Here is a 17,597-nt window from a genome sequence, read left to right as displayed (position 1 = left end):
TTTGGTCCGTATCAGAGCCGCGCGCGCTCGGCAAGCCGGGAGGAGAGGCTTATGAGATCTGTCGCTGAAACATCACGTCAAGCGGCGTTCGATCCCTTGCAAGGCGCCCGGAGGCGAAGGAGAAAGGAACTGAAATACGGCTTGCTGTTTGCTTCTCCAGTGCTGCTTGGCTACCTGATATTTGTGCTGGGTCCGCTTATATTCACATTTTTGCTAGGGTTTACCGAGTACAGCATGGTCGGGAGCCCCAAGTTCGTGGGTTTGGAGAATTTCGCGCGGCTATTCAGCGGCAAGGAACCGCTTTTTTACGACGCCGCGGTCAGCACGCTGTATTACGTGTTCGTCAGCGTTCCGCTGGGCATCGCGTTTTCCTTTCTCCTGGCGCTGTTGCTTAACGGTAAAATCAAAGGAAGGGCGTTTTTCCGCGGTTTGTTTTACCTGCCGGTCGTGATCCCGCTGGCCGCGTCGTCGATCATCTGGCTGTGGATGCTGCAGCCGGATTTCGGAATCGTCAATTATGGGCTTGGTTTATTCCATTTGCCCAAGTTTTCCTGGCTCTCCTCGGACACCACCGTCATTCCGACTTTGATCCTCTTCAGCCTGTGGTTGACGGGGAACACGATGGTGATCTTCCTGGCCGGGTTGCAGAATATTCCGGCGCAGCTGTACGAGGCAGTCGAGGTGGACGGCGGCAACACCATGCACAAAATTTGGTACATTACGCTGCCGATGAGCTCTTCGATCATTTTTTTCAACACGGTCATCGGGTTCATCAATGCGTTTCAGACCTTCGTGCAACCCGCGGTCATGACGCAGGGCGGACCGGACAACGCCAGTTACCTGATCGTTTATTACTTGTTCAAGGAAGGGTTTCAGTTTACGAAGTTCGGCACGGCCAGCGCTGTAGCAACCTTATTGTTCCTCGTCGTTCTGCTGTGCACGTTCGTCCTGTTCAAATTTTCGAATTCGCTGGTTTATTACGAAGGGCGGGAAAGCGGGAGATGAAAATACGCAAAATCGCCGTCCGCTTGAGCCTTTATGCCGTATTGTCGGCGGGCGGGCTCGTGTTCGTTTTTCCTTTCTACTGGATGCTGCGAACGGCGTTCGTGGGCATGGACGGCCTGTTTGCCATTCCGCCGGACATCGTGCCGGACTCTCTAAGGTTCGACAACTTCGCCAAAGCGCTTTCGAGCAACCCTTTTGGCCGCTATTTCTGGAACAGTACAGTCGTCACGGCGCTTTCCATCGCCGGCGTCGTCCTTTCGAGTTCGGTGTGCGCGTACAGTTTTTCGCGGATTACGTGGCCAGGCAGAGACAAAATATTCGGCTTTATTCTTACAGGGTTGATGATGCCTTTTTTCGTCGTGATGATTCCGCATTTTCTCGGCTGGAAAACCCTCCATTTGACCGATACGCTCGTTCCCCTGATTGCGCCGGCCTGGTTCGGCGGAGGGGTGTTCAACATCTTTCTGCTGCGCCAGTTTTTTCTGACGATCCCGCGGGAAATGGACGAAGCGGCCAAAATGGACGGGGCCGGACATTTCCGGATTTACTGGAACGTGATTATGCCGCTCGGCAAGCAGTCGCTCATCGTCGTCGGCATGCTGACTTTTCTGGCCAACTGGAACGATTATCTGGCTCCGATGGTGTTCATTTCCTCGGAAAAAAATTATACGCTGATGCTGGGACTCACTTTGTTTCAGGGCACGTATTCGGCGCAATGGCATCTGATGATGGCCGCGACCGCCATCATCGTATTGCCTTCGCTCGCGGTGTTTCTCGTCGGTCAGCGATATTTTGTGGAGGGAATCGCGATGAGCGGTGTAAAAGGCTGAAAGGATTGGCGGGATTTTTTGGAGCAAGATGCAGGAAATAGTCCCTTTCATACCAAATTATTCTATTGGAATGAGGCATAAGGAGGGAGGAAGATGCTGCATTTTCTGTTGGTCGACGACGAGCCGGGCCATGTGATCGGGTTCACCAAACTGCTGGGCAAGCTGAGGCCGGGCGACGCCGTCAGTTCCGCGCGCAGCGGCGAGGAGGCTTTGCGTCTGTGTGAAAGGAGAGTGTTTGATCTCATCTTTACGGATATCCGGATGCCGCAAATGACCGGGCTGGAATTTATGGAAAAGCTAGACCCGGCAAACCGGACAAAGGTGGTTGTGCTGAGCGGGTACGATTTTTTCGAATATGCTCAGCAGGCGATTACGTTTGGAGCGTTCGGCTATCTGCTGAAACCGGTTGATGCCGCCAAGCTGCAGGAGGTGTTTGCGCGGGCGGAGCAGATCAGCGAGCGGGAGCGGCGCGACCGTTTAAGGCAGCAGGAGCTGGCGGCCAGGATTGACCGCATGGAGCCGGCGTACAGCGGCAAGCTGCTGCAATCGTGGATCGACGGCACCCTAAGCGGCGATCGGCTGGGGGAGCTTAAGGTGATCTTGCCAATTGCCGGTGCAGGCGCAGCCGTAAGCGTAAAGCGGAATTCTTCCTTTGGGCCGGAAGAGGCGTCGCGGGTACAAACCTTGCTTCGCAGGTACGGCGGCTGCTTTTGCTTCGTCAATGGACATGACGACGAGGAACTGATCTGCGTGCTCGGCGATGGCGTTGATCCGCAGGCGGCCGGGCAGGTCTTTGAGGAACCGGAGCTGCGGTTCGGGGCGGGGCATCTATCGGCCGGGATCGGCAGCCGCAGGGATAGTCTCCTGGAGGAAGCCCACATCAGCGTCCGCGAAGCGCGGTTCGCCAGGCAGGAGTATTTCTATGAGGAAGATCGAGCCGTGTTTGCGATCGGGGCCAGCAGGCTGGACCGGGAACGCATTCCGGCGCTGGCTTCCGCCGCGGAAACCGCGCTGAAGGAGGCGCTGCGGAGCGGAGACGAACAGGCCGTGACAGCCGCGCTGGCCGGCATGTTCCGCGAGTGGCGCTCCCCTCCTTACCCGCTGCCGCATCGTTTGCGGGATAAATGCAAGCTGCTGCTCGTCAAAATGATCGAAGATCACGACCTGCTCAGAGAAGGCAGCTTGCATGACGATTTTTTGCGGGAGATCGAGGTTTTGACCGAGCATACGGCCGTCTATTCCCAATTGGAAGGCGGCGCGCTTGAAGTGGTGGTTCGCGCTGTCCGCACGATCAAGGAATGGAAGGAAAATCACCGCCATCAGCTCGTTCAGCGCTGCCTGGCCTACATCGACGAACACTACCGGTCCGACATTTCGCTCGAATCCACGGCGCAGAAGTTTGGACTCAGCGCTGGTTATTTTAGCCAATATTTCAAAAACAAGCTGAAAATCAATTTCACGGTATACCTGAACCAAGTCCGCTTATCCAAAGCCAAAGCCATGTTGGAACATGAAACTTTACGCGTCTACAAAATCGCCGAAGCGGTGGGTTACCAGGACGTAAAGTATTTCAACCGAGTGTTTAAAAAAGAGTTCGGGATGACTCCGGAGGAGTACCGCAAGACGATCCGCATCCTGCGCCAAAAGCGGGGGTAACCGTGCCATGAAACGCGTTCTCCGCCGGTTCGCCCGGCTCAAGTTGCGGACCAAACTAATCGTTTACTACGTTTTCCTCATCACGTTCCCCATAATTCTCATCAGTTATGCCTACTACAAGACCAGCTCCGACATCATTCTGAAGCACGCCAGCGACAGCATGCAGGAGGTTGTACAGAAAAACAACCAATATACCGACATGGTGCTAAGCCGGATCAAGGACCAGTCGCTGTCGCTGCTGGCCGATCCGGAGTTATTCCAACTGTTTGACAGATCGGCCCCGACGGATCTGCTGGAACTTCTGCAAATGGACCGAAAAGTATCGGAGATTCTGAACACGTATTACGCCTCGGAGCCCAGCGTCGAAAGCGTTCAGCTTGTCACCGGCTATTACAGCTTTGGCGGAACGGCCATCCTGACCTCCAGGCCGACCTTCGTCTCAGTCAAACCGGACAAGCTGCACGCATCGCAGCTCTACCGGGACACGCTCCGGGCCGACGGCAAACTGATCTGGATTCCCACGTATGATTTTGCCAAGCAGTTTGACCAAGAGGAACTCGGAGACTTGGATCCGCGGTACCGTTATGTTTTCTCCGCCTCCCAACTGCTGAAAAGCTCAATCGTCCAGGACGGCGTGGTCAAGAGCTGGGGAGCGCGCACCGAGAATCCGGTCCTGCTCATTAACTTCAACGAAAGCTTTTTTCGCTCGCCCCAGCCCGGCAAGACGGCGCTCGACGGCTCCTACATGTTCGTCGTTTCCCCGCAGGGAGAAATCGTGGCTCATCCCGATACCGCCAGGCTAACGGACATTGAAACGGCGGGTTGGCTGGACAAAGCGATTGCATTCAGGACCGGGACGGCGATTTCCAAAGTCAACGGGAAAAAGATGCTGATCTGTTACGATACGTCGGAAATAACCGGTTGGATCAGCGTTCTGGTCGTTCCTTACGACAGGCTGCTGAGCGATCTGCCTTTGGTCCATACGTACAGCTTGTACATCGCGGCCGTGCTGATCGCCGTTTCCATCGCCGTCGCCTACATGATTTCGGGTTGGCTGACGATCCCGATCAAGAAGCTGCTGGTGGCGATTCAACTGACCGGGAGCGGCGTGTTTTCGACCAAAATCCCGGAGCAGAACGACCTTGAATTCGGCATTCTGATCAATAAATTTAATTTGATGAACGAAAAAATCAGCGACCTGATCAACGAAAACTACGAGACTCGGCTCAGGGAAAAAGAAGCCGAAATCATGGCGCTTAATCTTCAGCTCAATCCCCATTTTTTGTACAACACACTTAACGTTATTAACTGGATGGCGCTCGAGCGAAATGAAGAGGAGATCAGCAAAATGCTCGTCTGCTTATCGACGATGCTCCAATATACGGTTAAAAACAAACGGGAGCTCGTCGCTTTCGGCGATGATATCGCGTGGCTCAAGAGCTACCTGCATATCATGGAGCAGCGTTATTGCGGGGTGTTTGAAGCCAGGTACGAGCTTGACCTTATTCCGCCGGATTGCAAGGTTCCGAAAATGTTTTTGCAGCCGATCGTCGAAAACGCGATCATTCACGGTTTTGCTTTACGGACCAGCGGTGGACTGCTGCGTATTACCGGTCATGAGGCGGAAGGCGCGCTGGTGTTTACGGTGGAGGACAACGGACAAGGCATGGACGAAGAAACGCTTGCTTCCGCGCTGAATCCGGAAGCGCCCGGTGTTGGCATGGCCAATGTGCTAAACCGGATCAAGCTGCTTTACGGGGAAGCGTACGGGGTGAAGATCCGTTCGGCCCGGGACCAAGGCACGCGGGTTACCGTCCGGTTGCCAAAGCGGACATAGCGGCGGTGGCGGCGATGGCTTTATCCGGAAAGGAGGTGATGTTCCTTAGCTAAGCAGGATACAAAAAAACAAACCGGGATCGGAGGAGAGGGCTGCTGAATCTAATTCCTGAATGGAAATGAAAAGGAGCGGTGAAATGATGGGACATGAACGGACGCTGAAACCCTTGAAGTTGATTGTCGGCTTGTTTGTCGCCAGCGCGCTGGCGGTCGCCATACCAAAGGCGGCCTCGGCCTATACGTTGTCAAACAGTGAGTTTCAAGTTACGACCGGAAACCATGGAGAAATCACGAACCTGCAAATCGTCGGGGACAGCTTCCCGACCAATTACGTGATGAACGCCACCAACGCTCCGCAGCAGAACACATCCGACCATCAATGGGTCGGTGAGCTGATGTTTACCTACCGGCTGGGAAGCGGTGCCTGGACGAAGGCCTGGACCAACCGTTCGGCGGACGGGCGGACGCAAAGCCAATCCGGCAACACGGTAAACATCACGTATCAGAACTCCAGCAATGCGGAAGGGATTCGCAACTTCAAAGTGGACGAGTCCTACGCTCTCCAAAGCGACCATTTGCGCTGGTCGATCACGGTAACCAATACCAGCAATCAGACGCTCGAAATCGGGGATTTCGGCCTCCCGCTTCCCTTCAATGAATATTGGTCCGCAGGAGGCGGGGAGCAGATCTACGAGTCGCGGGTCGTCACCCATTCCAACGTGGCAAACAACAATTCCTACATTACCGTGCAGCGGCCCAGCGGCATCGGCGATACGCTGCTGATGGTGCCGGATGTTTCGACCGGAGCCGGGTTCGAGTATATGGACAATTGGCGCATCGAAGAGCACCCGGGCAGCAAATGGGCGGCCGATGAGGGCGGCTGGCCGGAAGGGCTGACCGTGTTCTACGTTCATTCCAATGTAATCAAAAGCACGAACCGCGGGTATCTGCCGAACACGAGCCTGGTGCTGGCGCCGGGTGCCAGCAAGACGTACGCGTTCAAATTTTTCAAGGCGGCGAATGAACAGGCAGTGAAGGACCGGCTGTACGCGGAAGGGATGATTGACTTCACCGTCGTGCCGGGGATGATCGTGCCGACCGACCAGACGGCGAAATTCAGCCTCCGGACCACGAAGCCGATTAATTCGGTCGTCGCCCAATATCCTTCGCAAACGACGATCACTCCGCTCGGGACCGCGCCGGGCGGCCACCGATTGTATTCGTTAACCTTAAGCCGGCTGGGGCAAAACGATATTACCGTCAACTACGGCAACGGCGAAAAAACCGTGCTGCAGTTTTACGCGATCGAACCGGTCGCCGACGCTTTGCAGCGCCATGCCACGTTTATGGTGAACAATCAGCAATGGAACGTGCCCGGCGACATCCGCGACAAAGTGTTCGACGACTGGATGATGCAGTCCAACTCCCGCCGCAATGTGTTTAACGGTTATTGGGGCTGGGGCGACGATTGGGGGCTGACGCACGGGCAGTTCCTGGCCGAGAAAAACGTGCAGAAACCGGTTGCCAAGGAAATCGAAGCCGTGGACAAGTATTTGGAAACGGCGATTTGGACCAACTTGATGAACGGCCATCATGAGGATTACCTGATTCACGATTTCCTGATGCCGGAACCGAACACGACGCCGACGTACCGGGGCTACGCTTATCCGCACGTCTACAACACGTATTTCAGCATGTACAAACTCGCCAAAATGTACCCGGACATGATCGACTACATTCACCCGCGCACGACGTATTTGCTGCGTGCTTACAACATCTTCAAAGCGCTTTACGACGGACCGGTCGCATACAACTGGAACATCGGCTTGATGGGAGAAATGACGACGCCCGAGATCATCAAAGCGCTGCGCGAGGAGGGCTACACTTCCCAGGCCAATGACATCGTCAGCAAAATGAACACCAAATACAACAATTTCAAAAACACGACCTACCCGTACGGCTCGGAGTACAACTACGACAACACCGGGGAAGAGTCGGTGTACACCTTGGCCAAAATGAACAACAACCTGTCGATGATGGGCAAAATCAACACGAAGGTGCGGGCGACGCGCGGGGCTATGCCGTTGTGGTACTTCTATTCCGTACCGGTGACGATTACCGGGGAGCCGTGGTGGAACTTCCAGTACACCGTCGCGCTGCAAGGTTATGCGATGGATGACTGGGTGCGCAACCATTCGGCCAATCCGGAGGTCGAACAGCGTTTGACCTACGCTTCGAAGCTCGGCAACTTAAGCGCGATCAATTCCGGGCAGATCAGTTCGGACCCGGCCGATATCGGCGCGGTTGCCTGGACGTACCAAATGACCAAAGGCAACCACGGGGCGCTTGGCGTCGGGGGCGGGCCGCTGTTCAACGGCTGGCGCGGCATGTCCGGGGAAGCCGATCTGGGCCTTTGGGGCGCGATCAAGATTTTGAGCGCCGACGTGGCGGTCGATCCGCTGTTTGGACTTTACGGCTATGGGGCCGAGGTGACGAAGAACGGGAACAATTATGTCATCGTCCCGAAGGACGGCGTATTCCAAAAGCTGAATCTGATTACGGAAAAACTCGGCATGGTGCTGGAGCGGGACACGTATACGACAGCTACGGTAGCTGCCGCCAAAGATTACGTCAACTTCTCGCTGAAAAACGCGACGCCCGGAACCGCCCATACGACGAAAGTCACCTTTAACGGTTTGGCGCCGGGCTCCTACAACGTGCTGATCAACAACAACGCCGCCGGCAGCGTGACCGCGGCGAACGGAGCGCCCACGATCGTCAGCTTGAATATCGGCGCGGCCGCGACCTACGATATCAAGCTGCAGAAGGGCGGCGATCCCGAGGGGCCGGTGGATGTGGCCCCGCTGGCCACGGCCTCAACCTCGTATGTTTCACCGTGGGAGAGCCTGGCCGGGCTGAATGACGGGTATACGCCGGCCAGTTCGGCCGACCGGGGCCATCCCGTTTACGGCAATTGGGACAACCCGAACACGACGCAGTGGGTGCAATACGATTGGAATCAAAATTATACGCTCAACCGGGTCGACGTGTACTGGTTCGACGACGACCAGGGCATCGATTTGCCGGCTTCCTACACGATTCAATACTGGAACGGCTCGGCCTGGGTGAACGTCAGCGGGGCGTCAGGTTACGGCGTACAGCCCGACCGGTACAACACGACCACGTTCACGCCGGTGACGACAAATAAAATCCGGCTGAACATCGTCGCCAAAGCATCGACATCCACCGGTATCCAAAGCTGGAAGGTGTACGGCAAGTGATTCTAGCGAACAAGGACTCCCTCGGGAGTCCTTGTTCGGGTTTCGCACTAAATATGGAACGGTATTCACAGGGTGTCGCGTTTCGTAAACCTCCATAAACCAAGCAGCAGCAGGACGGTGAAGCTGCCTGTCAAAAGGGAATAGAACAAGAAGTAAGATTGAATCGGGGATTCATCTTCGGGCGACATGGCCAGCATCGGCTGCGTCCACGGGTAAACCTGTCCCAGCGGCGTGCCGGCGACGAGAATCGCCGGCAGCGTAAAAATAATGCTGACCGCCAGGGGAATGCCGAACGTTTTGGCCCGGATGGAGATCACTAGCTGCAGGAGCGCCAGCGGCAAGGTTGCTAAAATCCCCCGCAACATATACCCGAGCAAGGCGAGCAAAGGAAAGTCGCCTGCAACGCCTTTAACCAGACCAACGATAGTAAAGAAGCCGAAAAGGATCACCATAGTAATGACCACCATACGCACGACCATAAAAAATTTTCCCAGGAAGATTTGCGAATGTCCGACCGGCAGCGCCAACAGCTGCTTCCATCCGCCCCCGACATGCTCCCCCCGGCAGACGAAGGCCGCATAGATGCCGACCAGGATCGGCAGAACGAAAGGGCCCATAAATAAGGCGACCTGTGTCCAGGCCTCAAGCCATGCGTTATCTCCGGGCTGCATAAACAGATCGTAGTTTTTATAGAAGTTCGCGTAAGCCAACAGCACGCCCAGCATGGGGCCGATAAAGTAGAGCAGCCACAGCCTGGAGCGTTTTAACTTTAATCTCTCGACATACAAAATATTTTTCAAAAGAAATCCTCCTTGCTTACTGAACATCCCTAGCGGCAAAATGCATAGCCCCGCCAAACAGCAGGATGATGCCCAAGCCCAGACTGATCGCGAGGTACACCGGGAAATAAGGATTTAATCCGATGCCTTCATAGCGCAGGATCACCGTGGAGGCTTGTACCGGATAGGCCAGCGGGAACCAGCGGGTCGTTTGAGCCGCGGCCAGGAACAGCCCCATCATCGCGGACACTGAACCGACCAGGATGGAAAAGGCTTGATTTTTCAAGGTCATGGACAGCCAAAATTGCGCTGCTGCGATGGGAAATACGGCGATCAGCATCCCATAACAATCTCCCGCGAGCAGTCCCCACGGCACCTCTCCGCCAAATCCCAGCAGCTTGCCGAGTAGGACCATCCCGATCAGGAAAACCGTCACGGAAACCAATAACCCGGCGTTTAACCAGATGAATTTACTGAGATAAATTTTGCTTCTGGCAACCGGGAAAGACAGGGCTTGCTTCCACCCGTTTGCTTGGTGCTCTATATTTGCAATGACGGATGCGGCCAGGGTTGCGGACAGAGGAAAGCCCAAACCGAACAGCAGGCTGTTGTCGTACAACAAGAACATCCATGGGGAACCCGCGCGGAACAGTTCGGCTTGTCTCTCGACAAACTCGGCGCGGTAGGTAAAGTTCACCGTTTCATAAGCTAGGATGAGCAGCGGAACCAACATCACGACGATCCATAACGACGAACGCCTCAGCTTTAATCGGTCGGCTTTAAGCAGATGTCTCATAAGCTTCCCTCTGTACCGGTCAATTCCAGGAAAATATCCTCGAGCGACCGCTTTACTTCTTCCAGCCGGTATACGGACAAGCCCGCATGGACCAATAGCGAGTTCAGGCCGGAGACGAAACCCGGCTCCGTACGGGGGACCCACAAGCCATCGTCGCGGATTTCGGCCATAATTCCGTTTCGGGAAAGCACGGCTCCGGCTTCCCATACATCGCTGACGCCAACCTTAAGCAAGGGCTGCTGCTTTTCCCGCAGGCGTTCGATCGAATCCTGAAAGATCATTTTTCCGTGATGAATAATCCCCACCTGCGTAGCCATCTGGTCAATTTCGCTCAGCAAGTGGCTGGACACAAGCACGCTCATGCCGTTCTCCGGCAGTTTCTTAATCAATTCGCGAATTTCCTGGATGCCGGAAGGGTCCAAGCCGTTCGTCGGTTCGTCGAGGATCAGCAAATCCGGCCTGGAGAGCAGCGCGGCGGCAATACCGAGCCGCTGCTTCATGCCCAGGGAATATTCTTTGGTCAAGCGGTCGGCCACATGCGTTAATCGGACGATGTCCAAGGCCTCGTGGACGCTTTTTTCCGGGAGTTCCCTTAACCTGCGGACCGCTTCCAGGTTTTCACGGCCGGTCAAATTTCCATAATAAGTCGGGGATTCGACCAGCGATCCGATGCGCTTCAATATGGACAGGCGCCCTTTTTTTAGGCTTTGGCCAAAAATTTCAATACTTCCTTTCGTAGGTTCGATCAGACCGAGCAGCATGCGGATCGTTGTTGTTTTACCAGCGCCGTTTGGACCGAGAAACCCGTAAATTTGCCCCCGTTCCAGCCGTAAATTCAAGCCGTCGACGGACGTGCGGCTCCTGTACTTTTTGGTTAGCCCGTTTGTGATCAAAATTGGCTCATTCATTAAAATCTCACCTCAGGGTCCATCGTATAAGAAAAAGGCTGAACGGGAGCAAAACTCTTCCTAAACATTTTCTTAACGAATCGCCATCGATATTTATTTATAATAGAAGCGGGAGGAGGATAAGCGTGGCTTATAGACTGGAGGAACATATCCTTCTGCTGGTGGATGACGACCGGCATATTTTGAATTTGCTGACCACCGTATTCGAAAAGGAGGGATTTCGTCATATTTTGACCGCCCTATCCGGAGCGGAAGCCCTTGCCATTACGCGCCAAAAACGGCCAGATCTGATCTTGTTGGATGTGATGCTGCCCGATATGGACGGCTTTACCCTGTGCGGAACGATCCGGGCGGAGACGGATGCGCCCATCCTGTTCCTGACCGCGCGCACGGCCGATTTGGACAAGCTGCAGGGTTTTGGCTTAGGCGGGGACGATTATATTACCAAGCCCTTTAATCCGCTGGAAGTGGCCGCTCGCGTCAAGGCCCAGCTGAGGCGCGCCGCCCGGCCGCCGCTAGAGCCGGTGCGCAAACCGGTATACGATTTCGGGTCGTTTGCGGTAGATCCGAATACCGGGAGATTGACCGTACACGGGATACGGATTAACTGCCCCGTTCAGGAACTAAAGCTGCTGCTTTATTTTTGCGAGCATCCAAACCGGATTTTAAGCAAGCGCCAAATCTATAAAGACGTGTGGGGAGAACTTTACGGCGGGGACAGCACAGTGATGGTGCATATCAGCCGTTTGCGGGAAAAGATCGAGGAGGACCCGGCTAACCCCCGGTGGATCAAAACGGTTCGCGGATTGGGTTATCTTTTTGAGGCGCCGGCGGACAGGGAAAGGCCATGAAACTGAGAAATCGAATCGCCTATTACTTCGTTTCGCGGCTTATTTGGCTGCTTCTGGTTTGGGGGCTGCTCATCGCCGGAAGTATGCTGCTGTTCAGCTTTTTTTTCGGTTACGGCAAAACGCCAGCCTCGCAATGGTCGGTTCGCGAGATCGCCGAGCAAACGGCGGTTGAAGGAAGTCGCCTCACGGTTGCCCCTGATGTCCGGGAGGATATCATCCGAAACGATATGTGGCTTCAGGTCCTGAATGAGCAGGGAGATGAGATTTATTCCGTAAATAAACCCGAAAGCATTACGGATCACTATATTCCAGGGAAACTCGTTTCTGACTATATTTATCCGGCCAAAAACGGGTATCAGCTTTCCACCTGGTACGGAGCGGCGGGCGGACGCGAGCTGACCTGGGTGGCAGGGAGGCCGTCGGCGGACGGCAATCCCTTGCTTTACGGGCTGAATATATTATGGATTTTGGCGATACTGGCCGTCGGGATTGTAACCGTCCTGTATTTTGGCAGACAGCTCGGCTCCCCCTTGCTCTACATCGTCTCCTGGATCGAACGGTTGTCCGCAGGAAAATACGAGGAGCCCCTGCAGCAGCGTAAATCCGTATTGAATGGACACCTGCGCAAAAGGGCCGAGTACAGGACGTTTCACGAATTGATACAGGCGCTTTCCCGGCTAACCTCCGCCCTTCGCAGCAACAAGGAAGAGCGGGAGCTGTTGGAGAAAACGCGGGAAGAATGGATGGCGGGCGTCTCGCACGATCTGAAAACCCCCCTGTCCGTAATCAAAGGCTATACCGTCCTGTTGTCATCTTCCGAATACGACTGGGAGCCGGATCAGGTGCGCGGCTTTTCCCGCATTATGGGGGATCGCGTGGAATATATGGAGCGGCTGATCGAAGATTTTGGCCTGACCTTCCGGTTGAAAAACGATGCGCTTCCGCTGCGGCTCGAGCCAAACGATCTCGTAAGGATGACAAGAGATATTTTGAAGCAGCTCCAAAGCTTGCCGGAGTCCGCGGACAAAACGTTTTTGTTCGAAACGAACCGCGGGCAGATTCCGCTTGATCTGGATCCGGGGTACATGCAGCGCGCACTGGAAAATGTAATTGCCAACAGCATTAAGCATAACCCGCCCGGCACCACCGTAAAAATCACGATCAATGAAGAGCGGGGGACAGGCGGGCGGGTTCGCATCGGCATTGAGGACAATGGAGCCGGGATGGATCAGGAAACGTTGGCCCGTTTGTTCGAACGGTATTTCCGGGGGACAAACGCATCGTCCGACAGTTCCGGCACAGGGCTCGGAATGGCCATCGCCAGACAGATCATTCTCGCACACGGCGGAGAAATCGACATCAACAGCCGGCTTGGTCAGGGGACGGTATGCATGATTACGTTCCCGCACCCCCGCCGGCGTTAGTAATTAAACCGGCGGGGCCGGATAATTATTTTAAATTATTTCACTTCCAGCCATAAAAACGTGGAATGGGGGCCCTGCGGCTTGTCCAGCCAGCTAACTATGATCTCTATCCATCCCTTATAAAGGCCTTTGTAGTACACCGTGTTATTGTCCGGATCGGCATAAACGTCAACCGTGGGATCAACGGGTGCAACGTAAATATCGTCAGCGGAAAAATCAATGGGGATGCCGTCGCTAACAGGGCCGCAGTAGAACTTCGCCTGGCCAACGCCGCCAACCTCTACGGCTTCATCGAAAACGGCGGAGATGAACGTTGAGCAGGCGCTTGGCTCAATGCCGCCGCCGGATTCGGCATTCGCCGAAACAGCATTAAAGAGCAGAATTGTTGCGAAGGCCATCGAGAGTGACAAGAAGATCTTGCTGATTCGTCCAGTCTTCATGTTACCAACCTCCACTATATATTTTTTTAGTATAAATATTCTATTAATAGAAATGTATACTAAATTTATAATAATTTACAATATATAAAATTTCAAATATCTGGATGAATCGAAAAACGGAGAAATCATGAGATTTCTAAAGAAAATTAGGGATCAGACGGGCCGATTAAGGGATTTTGCCGGAACTATTAAGCATGGGATAACTTGAGGAAAAAAAGCAACTTTCCATAAAATACTATATTATCAGCACTCGACTAGATGGAGTGCTGATAATTGTGAGCTAAAGGAGGGAACGGCATGAGATATTAGCGTCAGTGCCGAAACTGGCGTAAGTTTGTTTATCGAACCATTTTTTGGGGACAGGAGGAGATTTCGAAAATGAATGTGCTGTTGCTTGCCGGTGGTTTGGGAACCAGACTTAGACCTTTGACGGAGAACATGCCGAAGCCGATGGCGCCGATCCTCAATCGCCCGTGGCTGGAACATCTCATTCTTCATCTGAAGGAACAAGGCGTTCACCGTTTCGTTATCGCTCTGAAGCATCATCCCGAAAAAATCAAAACGTATTTCGGCGACGGCCGCAGGCTGGGCGTATCGATCCAGTACGCCGTGGAAGAAACGCTGCTGGGCACGGCCGGGGCGATCAAAAACGCCGAAGCGTTGCTCGATGAACAATTTGTGGCCATGAACGCGGATATCGTCCACGATATCGAACTGAAACCGCTGCTGGATTTCCACCGTTCCCGCGCGGCTTCTGTGACGATCGGCCTGACGGAGGTGGAAGATCCGAGCGCGTACGGGGTCGTCGAGCAGGACGATGCAGGGCGCATCTTGCGTTTTGTGGAGAAGCCCCGCTTGGACGAAGCGCCCTCAAGACGGATCAATGCAGGCATTTACATCATGGAAAAAAGCGTGCTGCAAGCGATACCGTCCGGTCGGGAAGTCTCCATTGAACGCGAAACGTTTCCGCAGCTCATCCGCGAGAACATAGGGGTATTCGGAACAACCATCCAGGGCTATTGGGCGGATATGGGCACGAAAGACAGATACCGCAAAATCCATTGGGATCTCTTAAAAGGAACAAGCCGGATCCGCATTCCGGGATACGATCGGGACAGCGGGATCTGGATCGGCAAAGGCTGCAAAATCGGCACCGGCGTCCTCCTCGTTCCTCCGGTATTGATCGGAGACCGCGTAAGCATCGGCGCCCGTTCCGTCATCGGACCCTATGTCGTGCTCGGAGACAAGTGCTCGATCGGCCCGAACGTCCGGCTCGCGGAGACGATCCTGTGGGACGGCTGCCGGGTGAACGAAGGGGCGTACTTAAACAACTGCATTTTCGGTTACAACCTGGAGCTCGGCTCAAGACATATTTTGCACGAAGCCGTTATGAACCGATTGGGAGTGATGCAAGCATGACGCGGGTTGCTTATGTCAGCACTTACGTTCCGAAAAAATGCGGCCTGGCCACATTCACCTATCATTTGCGTCAATCCGTCCATGCGGCCAAAGAGTGGAGAGCGAAGGACCGGGTGGTCGTCCTGCACGACGGGGAAGCGGACGGACTGACTGACCCGCTGCTGTGGCTGCTGCGGCGCGACTGCGAAAACGATTATGAGAAGATGGCGAACAAAATCAACAATTCGGATATTGAGGTCGTTTCGCTGCAGCACGAGTTTGGGATATTCGGCGGGGAGGCCGGCCGGTATATTTTGCGGTTCATCCGCGCCCTAAACAAACCGTTTGTGACAACGTTCCATACGGTGTTTGAGCATCCCCGCGAACCGTACGCCGGCATCCAGCGGGAAATCGCCGAGCGAAGCGCCCGGATCGTCGTGATGAACCGTAAGGCGATCTCCTATTTAAACCGTTCGTTCGGCATTCCTGAGGACAAGATCGTCTTTATTCCGCACGGCACGCCCGAACCCGATGCGGAGCGGCGGCAAACGTTCCGGGAGCGGCTGGGCTGGTCTGACCGGAAGGTGCTGATGACGTTTGGACTGCTGAGCCGCGGGAAAGGGATCGAACTGATTCTTAAAATTCTGCCGGAAATCGTCAAACAGGTCCCCCATGTTTTATATGCCATCGTAGGCCAGACGCATCCGGAGGTTAAGAAATGGGAGGGGGAGAAATACCGCGAAGAGCTATGGGCGATGATCGAGGACAGCGCCATCGGGGACAACGTGGTCATGATCGACCGCTACATGGAGGAAAACGACCTGGTTCGCCATATCACCGCCTGCGACATTTATGTAACGCCTTATCCGGGACTGGAGCAAATTACCAGCGGTACCCTGGCTTATGCCGTCGGTTTGGGGCGGCCGGCGCTGTCGACGCCGTACTGTTATGCCCAGGATCTGCTTGAGGGTGAGCCGGATCTGCTGATCGCGGCGGATGCCGAGGCGTTATGGCGGGAACGGATCGTAGCGCTGCTGAACAACGAAGTGATGCTGCAGGATGTGGTCCGGAAAATGAAGCGGCTGGGGCAGACGATGCATTGGCCGAACGTCGGAAGCGAATATCACCGGCTGTTTACCGAGGTGGGGAGATATGGAGCGGCGATCCGTTCGGTTTGATCATCTGGCGAAAATGACCGACGAGACGGGGATTTTGGAGCATGCCCTGGGGGTGGTGCCCCGGCGCAATGAAGGGTACAGCACCGACGACCAGGCCCGGGCATTATGGGTTTGCCTGGAATGGGCCGGCAATTGCGGCCCGGAGGAGCAAAAATGGCTCGATCGGCTTGCGGAAACGTATACCGCTTTTTTGCTGTGGGCGCAAAAAGAAGACGGGCATTTCCACAACAATTTCGCTTACGACCGCAGCCAAGAGCCGGAAATGCCGTCCGACGATTGCCTGGGGCGCGTACTTTGGGCTTGCGCCAAGGTAATGACATCAAAACCATCCTCGTCTTTCGCCTTCGCGGTCGAATCGATCCTGCGCAAAGCGCTCGCTCAGGCCGATGGAATGCGTTACCCGCGGGGATGGGCTTACGCCTTGGCCGCGTTCGGCCTGCTGCAGCGCTCCGGGTTCGATATCGATTTGACCGTTCGAATCAAGGAGCTGGCAGATCGGCTTACCGGTCTTTATCGCCGGCATTCGGCACCGAACTGGTCGTGGTACGAGCCCGAAATCACCTACAGCAACGCGCTGCTGCCCTGGGGGCTGTTGTGGGCGTACGAGATCTTGCAGCGGCCGGAATTGCTTGAAACCGCCCTAAACTCCCTCGATTTCCTGATCGGTTTGTCGCAAAATGAAGCGGGTCAGATTCGGCCGGTGGGAAGCCATGGCTGGTGCCGCCCGGACTATCGGGCGCTGTGGGACCAACAGCCGGTCGATGTGATGAAGCTGGCATTGGCCGCGGCTAAAGCTTATGAACTGACCGATATGCCGAAATACGAAGCGGTTGCCCTGAAATGCCGCGATTGGTTTTACGGCGCTAACGATCTCGGAGTTCCCATGGTTAACGAGCGGGACGGCAGCTGTTACGACGGATTAAACGCGGACGGCCCCAATCGCAACTGCGGAGCGGAAGCGGTCGTTTCTTACTTGCTGACGGAAGCTGTTTGCGAAAAATGGGCGCGCGAACAAGCGCAGCTTGCCAAAATCCAATAGATATTCGTGGAGGATACGCCATTCTCATTGGGAAAAGCCCAATTGATTGGCGGGAATTGAACCTTATTTTAAGCACCTGCTTGGATATATCCAAGCAGAATGTTTGTCGGGCTGCCAATAATCGCAACAAAAGCTCCTGGCCGGCGCAGGCGCCGTTTAGGAGCTTTTGTTATGCT

14 protein-coding genes and 1 pseudogene are annotated in these 17,597 nt (G+C 54.8%); 11 read left to right on the top strand and 4 right to left on the bottom strand.

Features of this window, described 5'->3' with window-relative positions; translation table 11 throughout:
* Nucleotides 1-51: 51 nt before the first annotated feature.
* The 6 genes and pseudogenes from DYE26_RS07070 to DYE26_RS34790 all read left to right on the top strand — a co-directional run bounded on the left by DYE26_RS07070 (nucleotide 52) and on the right by DYE26_RS34790 (nucleotide 8,608).
* Nucleotides 52-1,005: a carbohydrate ABC transporter permease gene (locus DYE26_RS07070; RefSeq protein ID WP_082207780.1), complete on the top strand. Its 954-nt coding sequence runs from the start codon at nucleotides 52-54 to the stop codon at nucleotides 1,003-1,005.
* Nucleotides 1,002-1,835, top strand: coding sequence for a carbohydrate ABC transporter permease (locus DYE26_RS07065; protein ID WP_036623199.1), 834 nt, complete (start codon nucleotides 1,002-1,004; stop codon nucleotides 1,833-1,835). Before DYE26_RS07070 ends, DYE26_RS07065 begins: the two co-directional genes overlap by 4 nt.
* Before the next feature lie 93 nt (nucleotides 1,836-1,928).
* Nucleotides 1,929-3,491, top strand: coding sequence for a response regulator (locus DYE26_RS07060; protein WP_036623198.1), 1,563 nt, complete (start codon nucleotides 1,929-1,931; stop codon nucleotides 3,489-3,491).
* A gap of 7 nt (nucleotides 3,492-3,498) precedes the next feature.
* Nucleotides 3,499-5,328 (top strand): sensor histidine kinase, encoded by a 1,830-nt coding sequence (locus DYE26_RS07055; protein WP_036623195.1) that lies wholly within the window; start codon nucleotides 3,499-3,501, stop codon nucleotides 5,326-5,328.
* A gap of 139 nt (nucleotides 5,329-5,467) precedes the next feature.
* Nucleotides 5,468-8,185 (top strand): annotated as a pseudogene (locus tag DYE26_RS07050) (DUF5695 domain-containing protein); the annotation flags it as partial.
* Nucleotides 8,177-8,608, top strand: a complete 432-nt coding sequence (locus DYE26_RS34790) for a galactose-binding domain-containing protein (RefSeq protein ID WP_306308134.1) — start codon at nucleotides 8,177-8,179, stop codon at nucleotides 8,606-8,608. The pseudogene DYE26_RS07050 and the gene DYE26_RS34790, both read left to right, overlap by 9 nt.
* A gap of 65 nt (nucleotides 8,609-8,673) precedes the next feature.
* On the opposite strand, the gene DYE26_RS07045 is transcribed toward DYE26_RS34790, so the two are convergent.
* Genes DYE26_RS07045 through DYE26_RS07035 form a run of 3 tightly spaced genes read right to left on the bottom strand, consistent with a single transcriptional unit; the run spans nucleotide 8,674 to nucleotide 11,091 of the window.
* Nucleotides 8,674-9,408, bottom strand: coding sequence for an ABC transporter permease (locus tag DYE26_RS07045; RefSeq protein WP_115311190.1), 735 nt, complete (start codon nucleotides 9,406-9,408; stop codon nucleotides 8,674-8,676).
* Between the two features lie 16 nt (nucleotides 9,409-9,424).
* Nucleotides 9,425-10,183 carry an ABC transporter permease gene (locus tag DYE26_RS07040; protein WP_036623190.1) on the bottom strand — a complete coding sequence of 253 codons (759 nt, stop codon included), beginning with the start codon at nucleotides 10,181-10,183 and terminating at the stop codon, nucleotides 9,425-9,427.
* Nucleotides 10,180-11,091 carry an ABC transporter ATP-binding protein gene (locus tag DYE26_RS07035; protein ID WP_036623188.1) on the bottom strand — a complete coding sequence of 304 codons (912 nt, stop codon included), beginning with the start codon at nucleotides 11,089-11,091 and terminating at the stop codon, nucleotides 10,180-10,182. The genes DYE26_RS07040 and DYE26_RS07035 overlap by 4 nt, the downstream gene beginning before the upstream one ends.
* A 125-nt stretch (nucleotides 11,092-11,216) precedes the next feature.
* Between DYE26_RS07035 and DYE26_RS07030 the strand changes: the two genes are divergently transcribed.
* Nucleotides 11,217-11,942: a response regulator transcription factor gene (locus DYE26_RS07030; RefSeq protein WP_276307693.1), complete on the top strand. Its 726-nt coding sequence runs from the start codon at nucleotides 11,217-11,219 to the stop codon at nucleotides 11,940-11,942.
* Nucleotides 11,939-13,366 carry a sensor histidine kinase gene (locus DYE26_RS07025; protein ID WP_036623186.1) on the top strand — a complete coding sequence of 476 codons (1,428 nt, stop codon included), beginning with the start codon at nucleotides 11,939-11,941 and terminating at the stop codon, nucleotides 13,364-13,366. Before DYE26_RS07030 ends, DYE26_RS07025 begins: the two co-directional genes overlap by 4 nt.
* Nucleotides 13,367-13,401: 35 nt before the next feature.
* Here the strand turns inward: DYE26_RS07025 and DYE26_RS07020 are convergent, their stop codons facing one another.
* A complete protein-coding gene (locus DYE26_RS07020; RefSeq protein ID WP_051985456.1) occupies nucleotides 13,402-13,806 on the bottom strand; it encodes a hypothetical protein in 405 nt (134 codons plus the stop codon).
* Between the two features lie 378 nt (nucleotides 13,807-14,184).
* Here DYE26_RS07020 and DYE26_RS07015 point away from each other — a divergent pair, with 378 nt between their 5' ends.
* The 3 genes from DYE26_RS07015 to DYE26_RS07005 are packed head-to-tail and all read left to right on the top strand — an operon-like array spanning nucleotide 14,185 to nucleotide 17,421.
* A complete protein-coding gene (locus DYE26_RS07015) occupies nucleotides 14,185-15,225 on the top strand; it encodes a nucleotidyltransferase family protein (protein WP_036623182.1) in 1,041 nt (346 codons plus the stop codon).
* Nucleotides 15,222-16,382 carry a glycosyltransferase family 4 protein gene (locus DYE26_RS07010; RefSeq protein WP_036623181.1) on the top strand — a complete coding sequence of 387 codons (1,161 nt, stop codon included), beginning with the start codon at nucleotides 15,222-15,224 and terminating at the stop codon, nucleotides 16,380-16,382. The genes DYE26_RS07015 and DYE26_RS07010 overlap by 4 nt, the downstream gene beginning before the upstream one ends.
* Complete coding sequence (locus tag DYE26_RS07005) at nucleotides 16,357-17,421, top strand: glycosyl transferase (RefSeq protein WP_036623180.1); 1,065 nt, start codon at nucleotides 16,357-16,359, stop codon at nucleotides 17,419-17,421. The genes DYE26_RS07010 and DYE26_RS07005 overlap by 26 nt, the downstream gene beginning before the upstream one ends.
* Nucleotides 17,422-17,597 lie beyond the last annotated feature (176 nt).

It is taken from the genome of Paenibacillus macerans (assembly GCF_900454495.1).
GTDB lineage: Bacteria > Bacillota > Bacilli > Paenibacillales > Paenibacillaceae > Fontibacillus > Fontibacillus macerans.
This window is presented reverse-complemented; position numbering and strand designations above follow the sequence as displayed.

What these genes read in the sequence shown, in the direction of transcription:
- DYE26_RS07070 (WP_082207780.1), top strand. Translation starts at nt 52, where the DNA reads ATGAGATCTGTCGCTGAAACATCACGTCAAGCGGCGTTCGATCCCTTG.
- DYE26_RS07065 (WP_036623199.1), top strand. Translation starts at nt 1,002, where the DNA reads ATGAAAATACGCAAAATCGCCGTCCGCTTGAGCCTTTATGCCGTATTG.
- DYE26_RS07060 (WP_036623198.1), top strand. Translation starts at nt 1,929, where the DNA reads ATGCTGCATTTTCTGTTGGTCGACGACGAGCCGGGCCATGTGATCGGG.
- DYE26_RS07055 (WP_036623195.1), top strand. Translation starts at nt 3,499, where the DNA reads ATGAAACGCGTTCTCCGCCGGTTCGCCCGGCTCAAGTTGCGGACCAAA.
- DYE26_RS07040 (WP_036623190.1), bottom strand. Translation starts at nt 10,183, where the DNA reads ATGAGACATCTGCTTAAAGCCGACCGATTAAAGCTGAGGCGTTCGTCG.
- DYE26_RS07035 (WP_036623188.1), bottom strand. Translation starts at nt 11,091, where the DNA reads ATGAATGAGCCAATTTTGATCACAAACGGGCTAACCAAAAAGTACAGG.
- DYE26_RS07025 (WP_036623186.1), top strand. Translation starts at nt 11,939, where the DNA reads ATGAAACTGAGAAATCGAATCGCCTATTACTTCGTTTCGCGGCTTATT.
- DYE26_RS07020 (WP_051985456.1), bottom strand. Translation starts at nt 13,806, where the DNA reads ATGAAGACTGGACGAATCAGCAAGATCTTCTTGTCACTCTCGATGGCC.
- DYE26_RS07015 (WP_036623182.1), top strand. Translation starts at nt 14,185, where the DNA reads ATGAATGTGCTGTTGCTTGCCGGTGGTTTGGGAACCAGACTTAGACCT.
- DYE26_RS07010 (WP_036623181.1), top strand. Translation starts at nt 15,222, where the DNA reads ATGACGCGGGTTGCTTATGTCAGCACTTACGTTCCGAAAAAATGCGGC.
- DYE26_RS07005 (WP_036623180.1), top strand. Translation starts at nt 16,357, where the DNA reads ATGGAGCGGCGATCCGTTCGGTTTGATCATCTGGCGAAAATGACCGAC.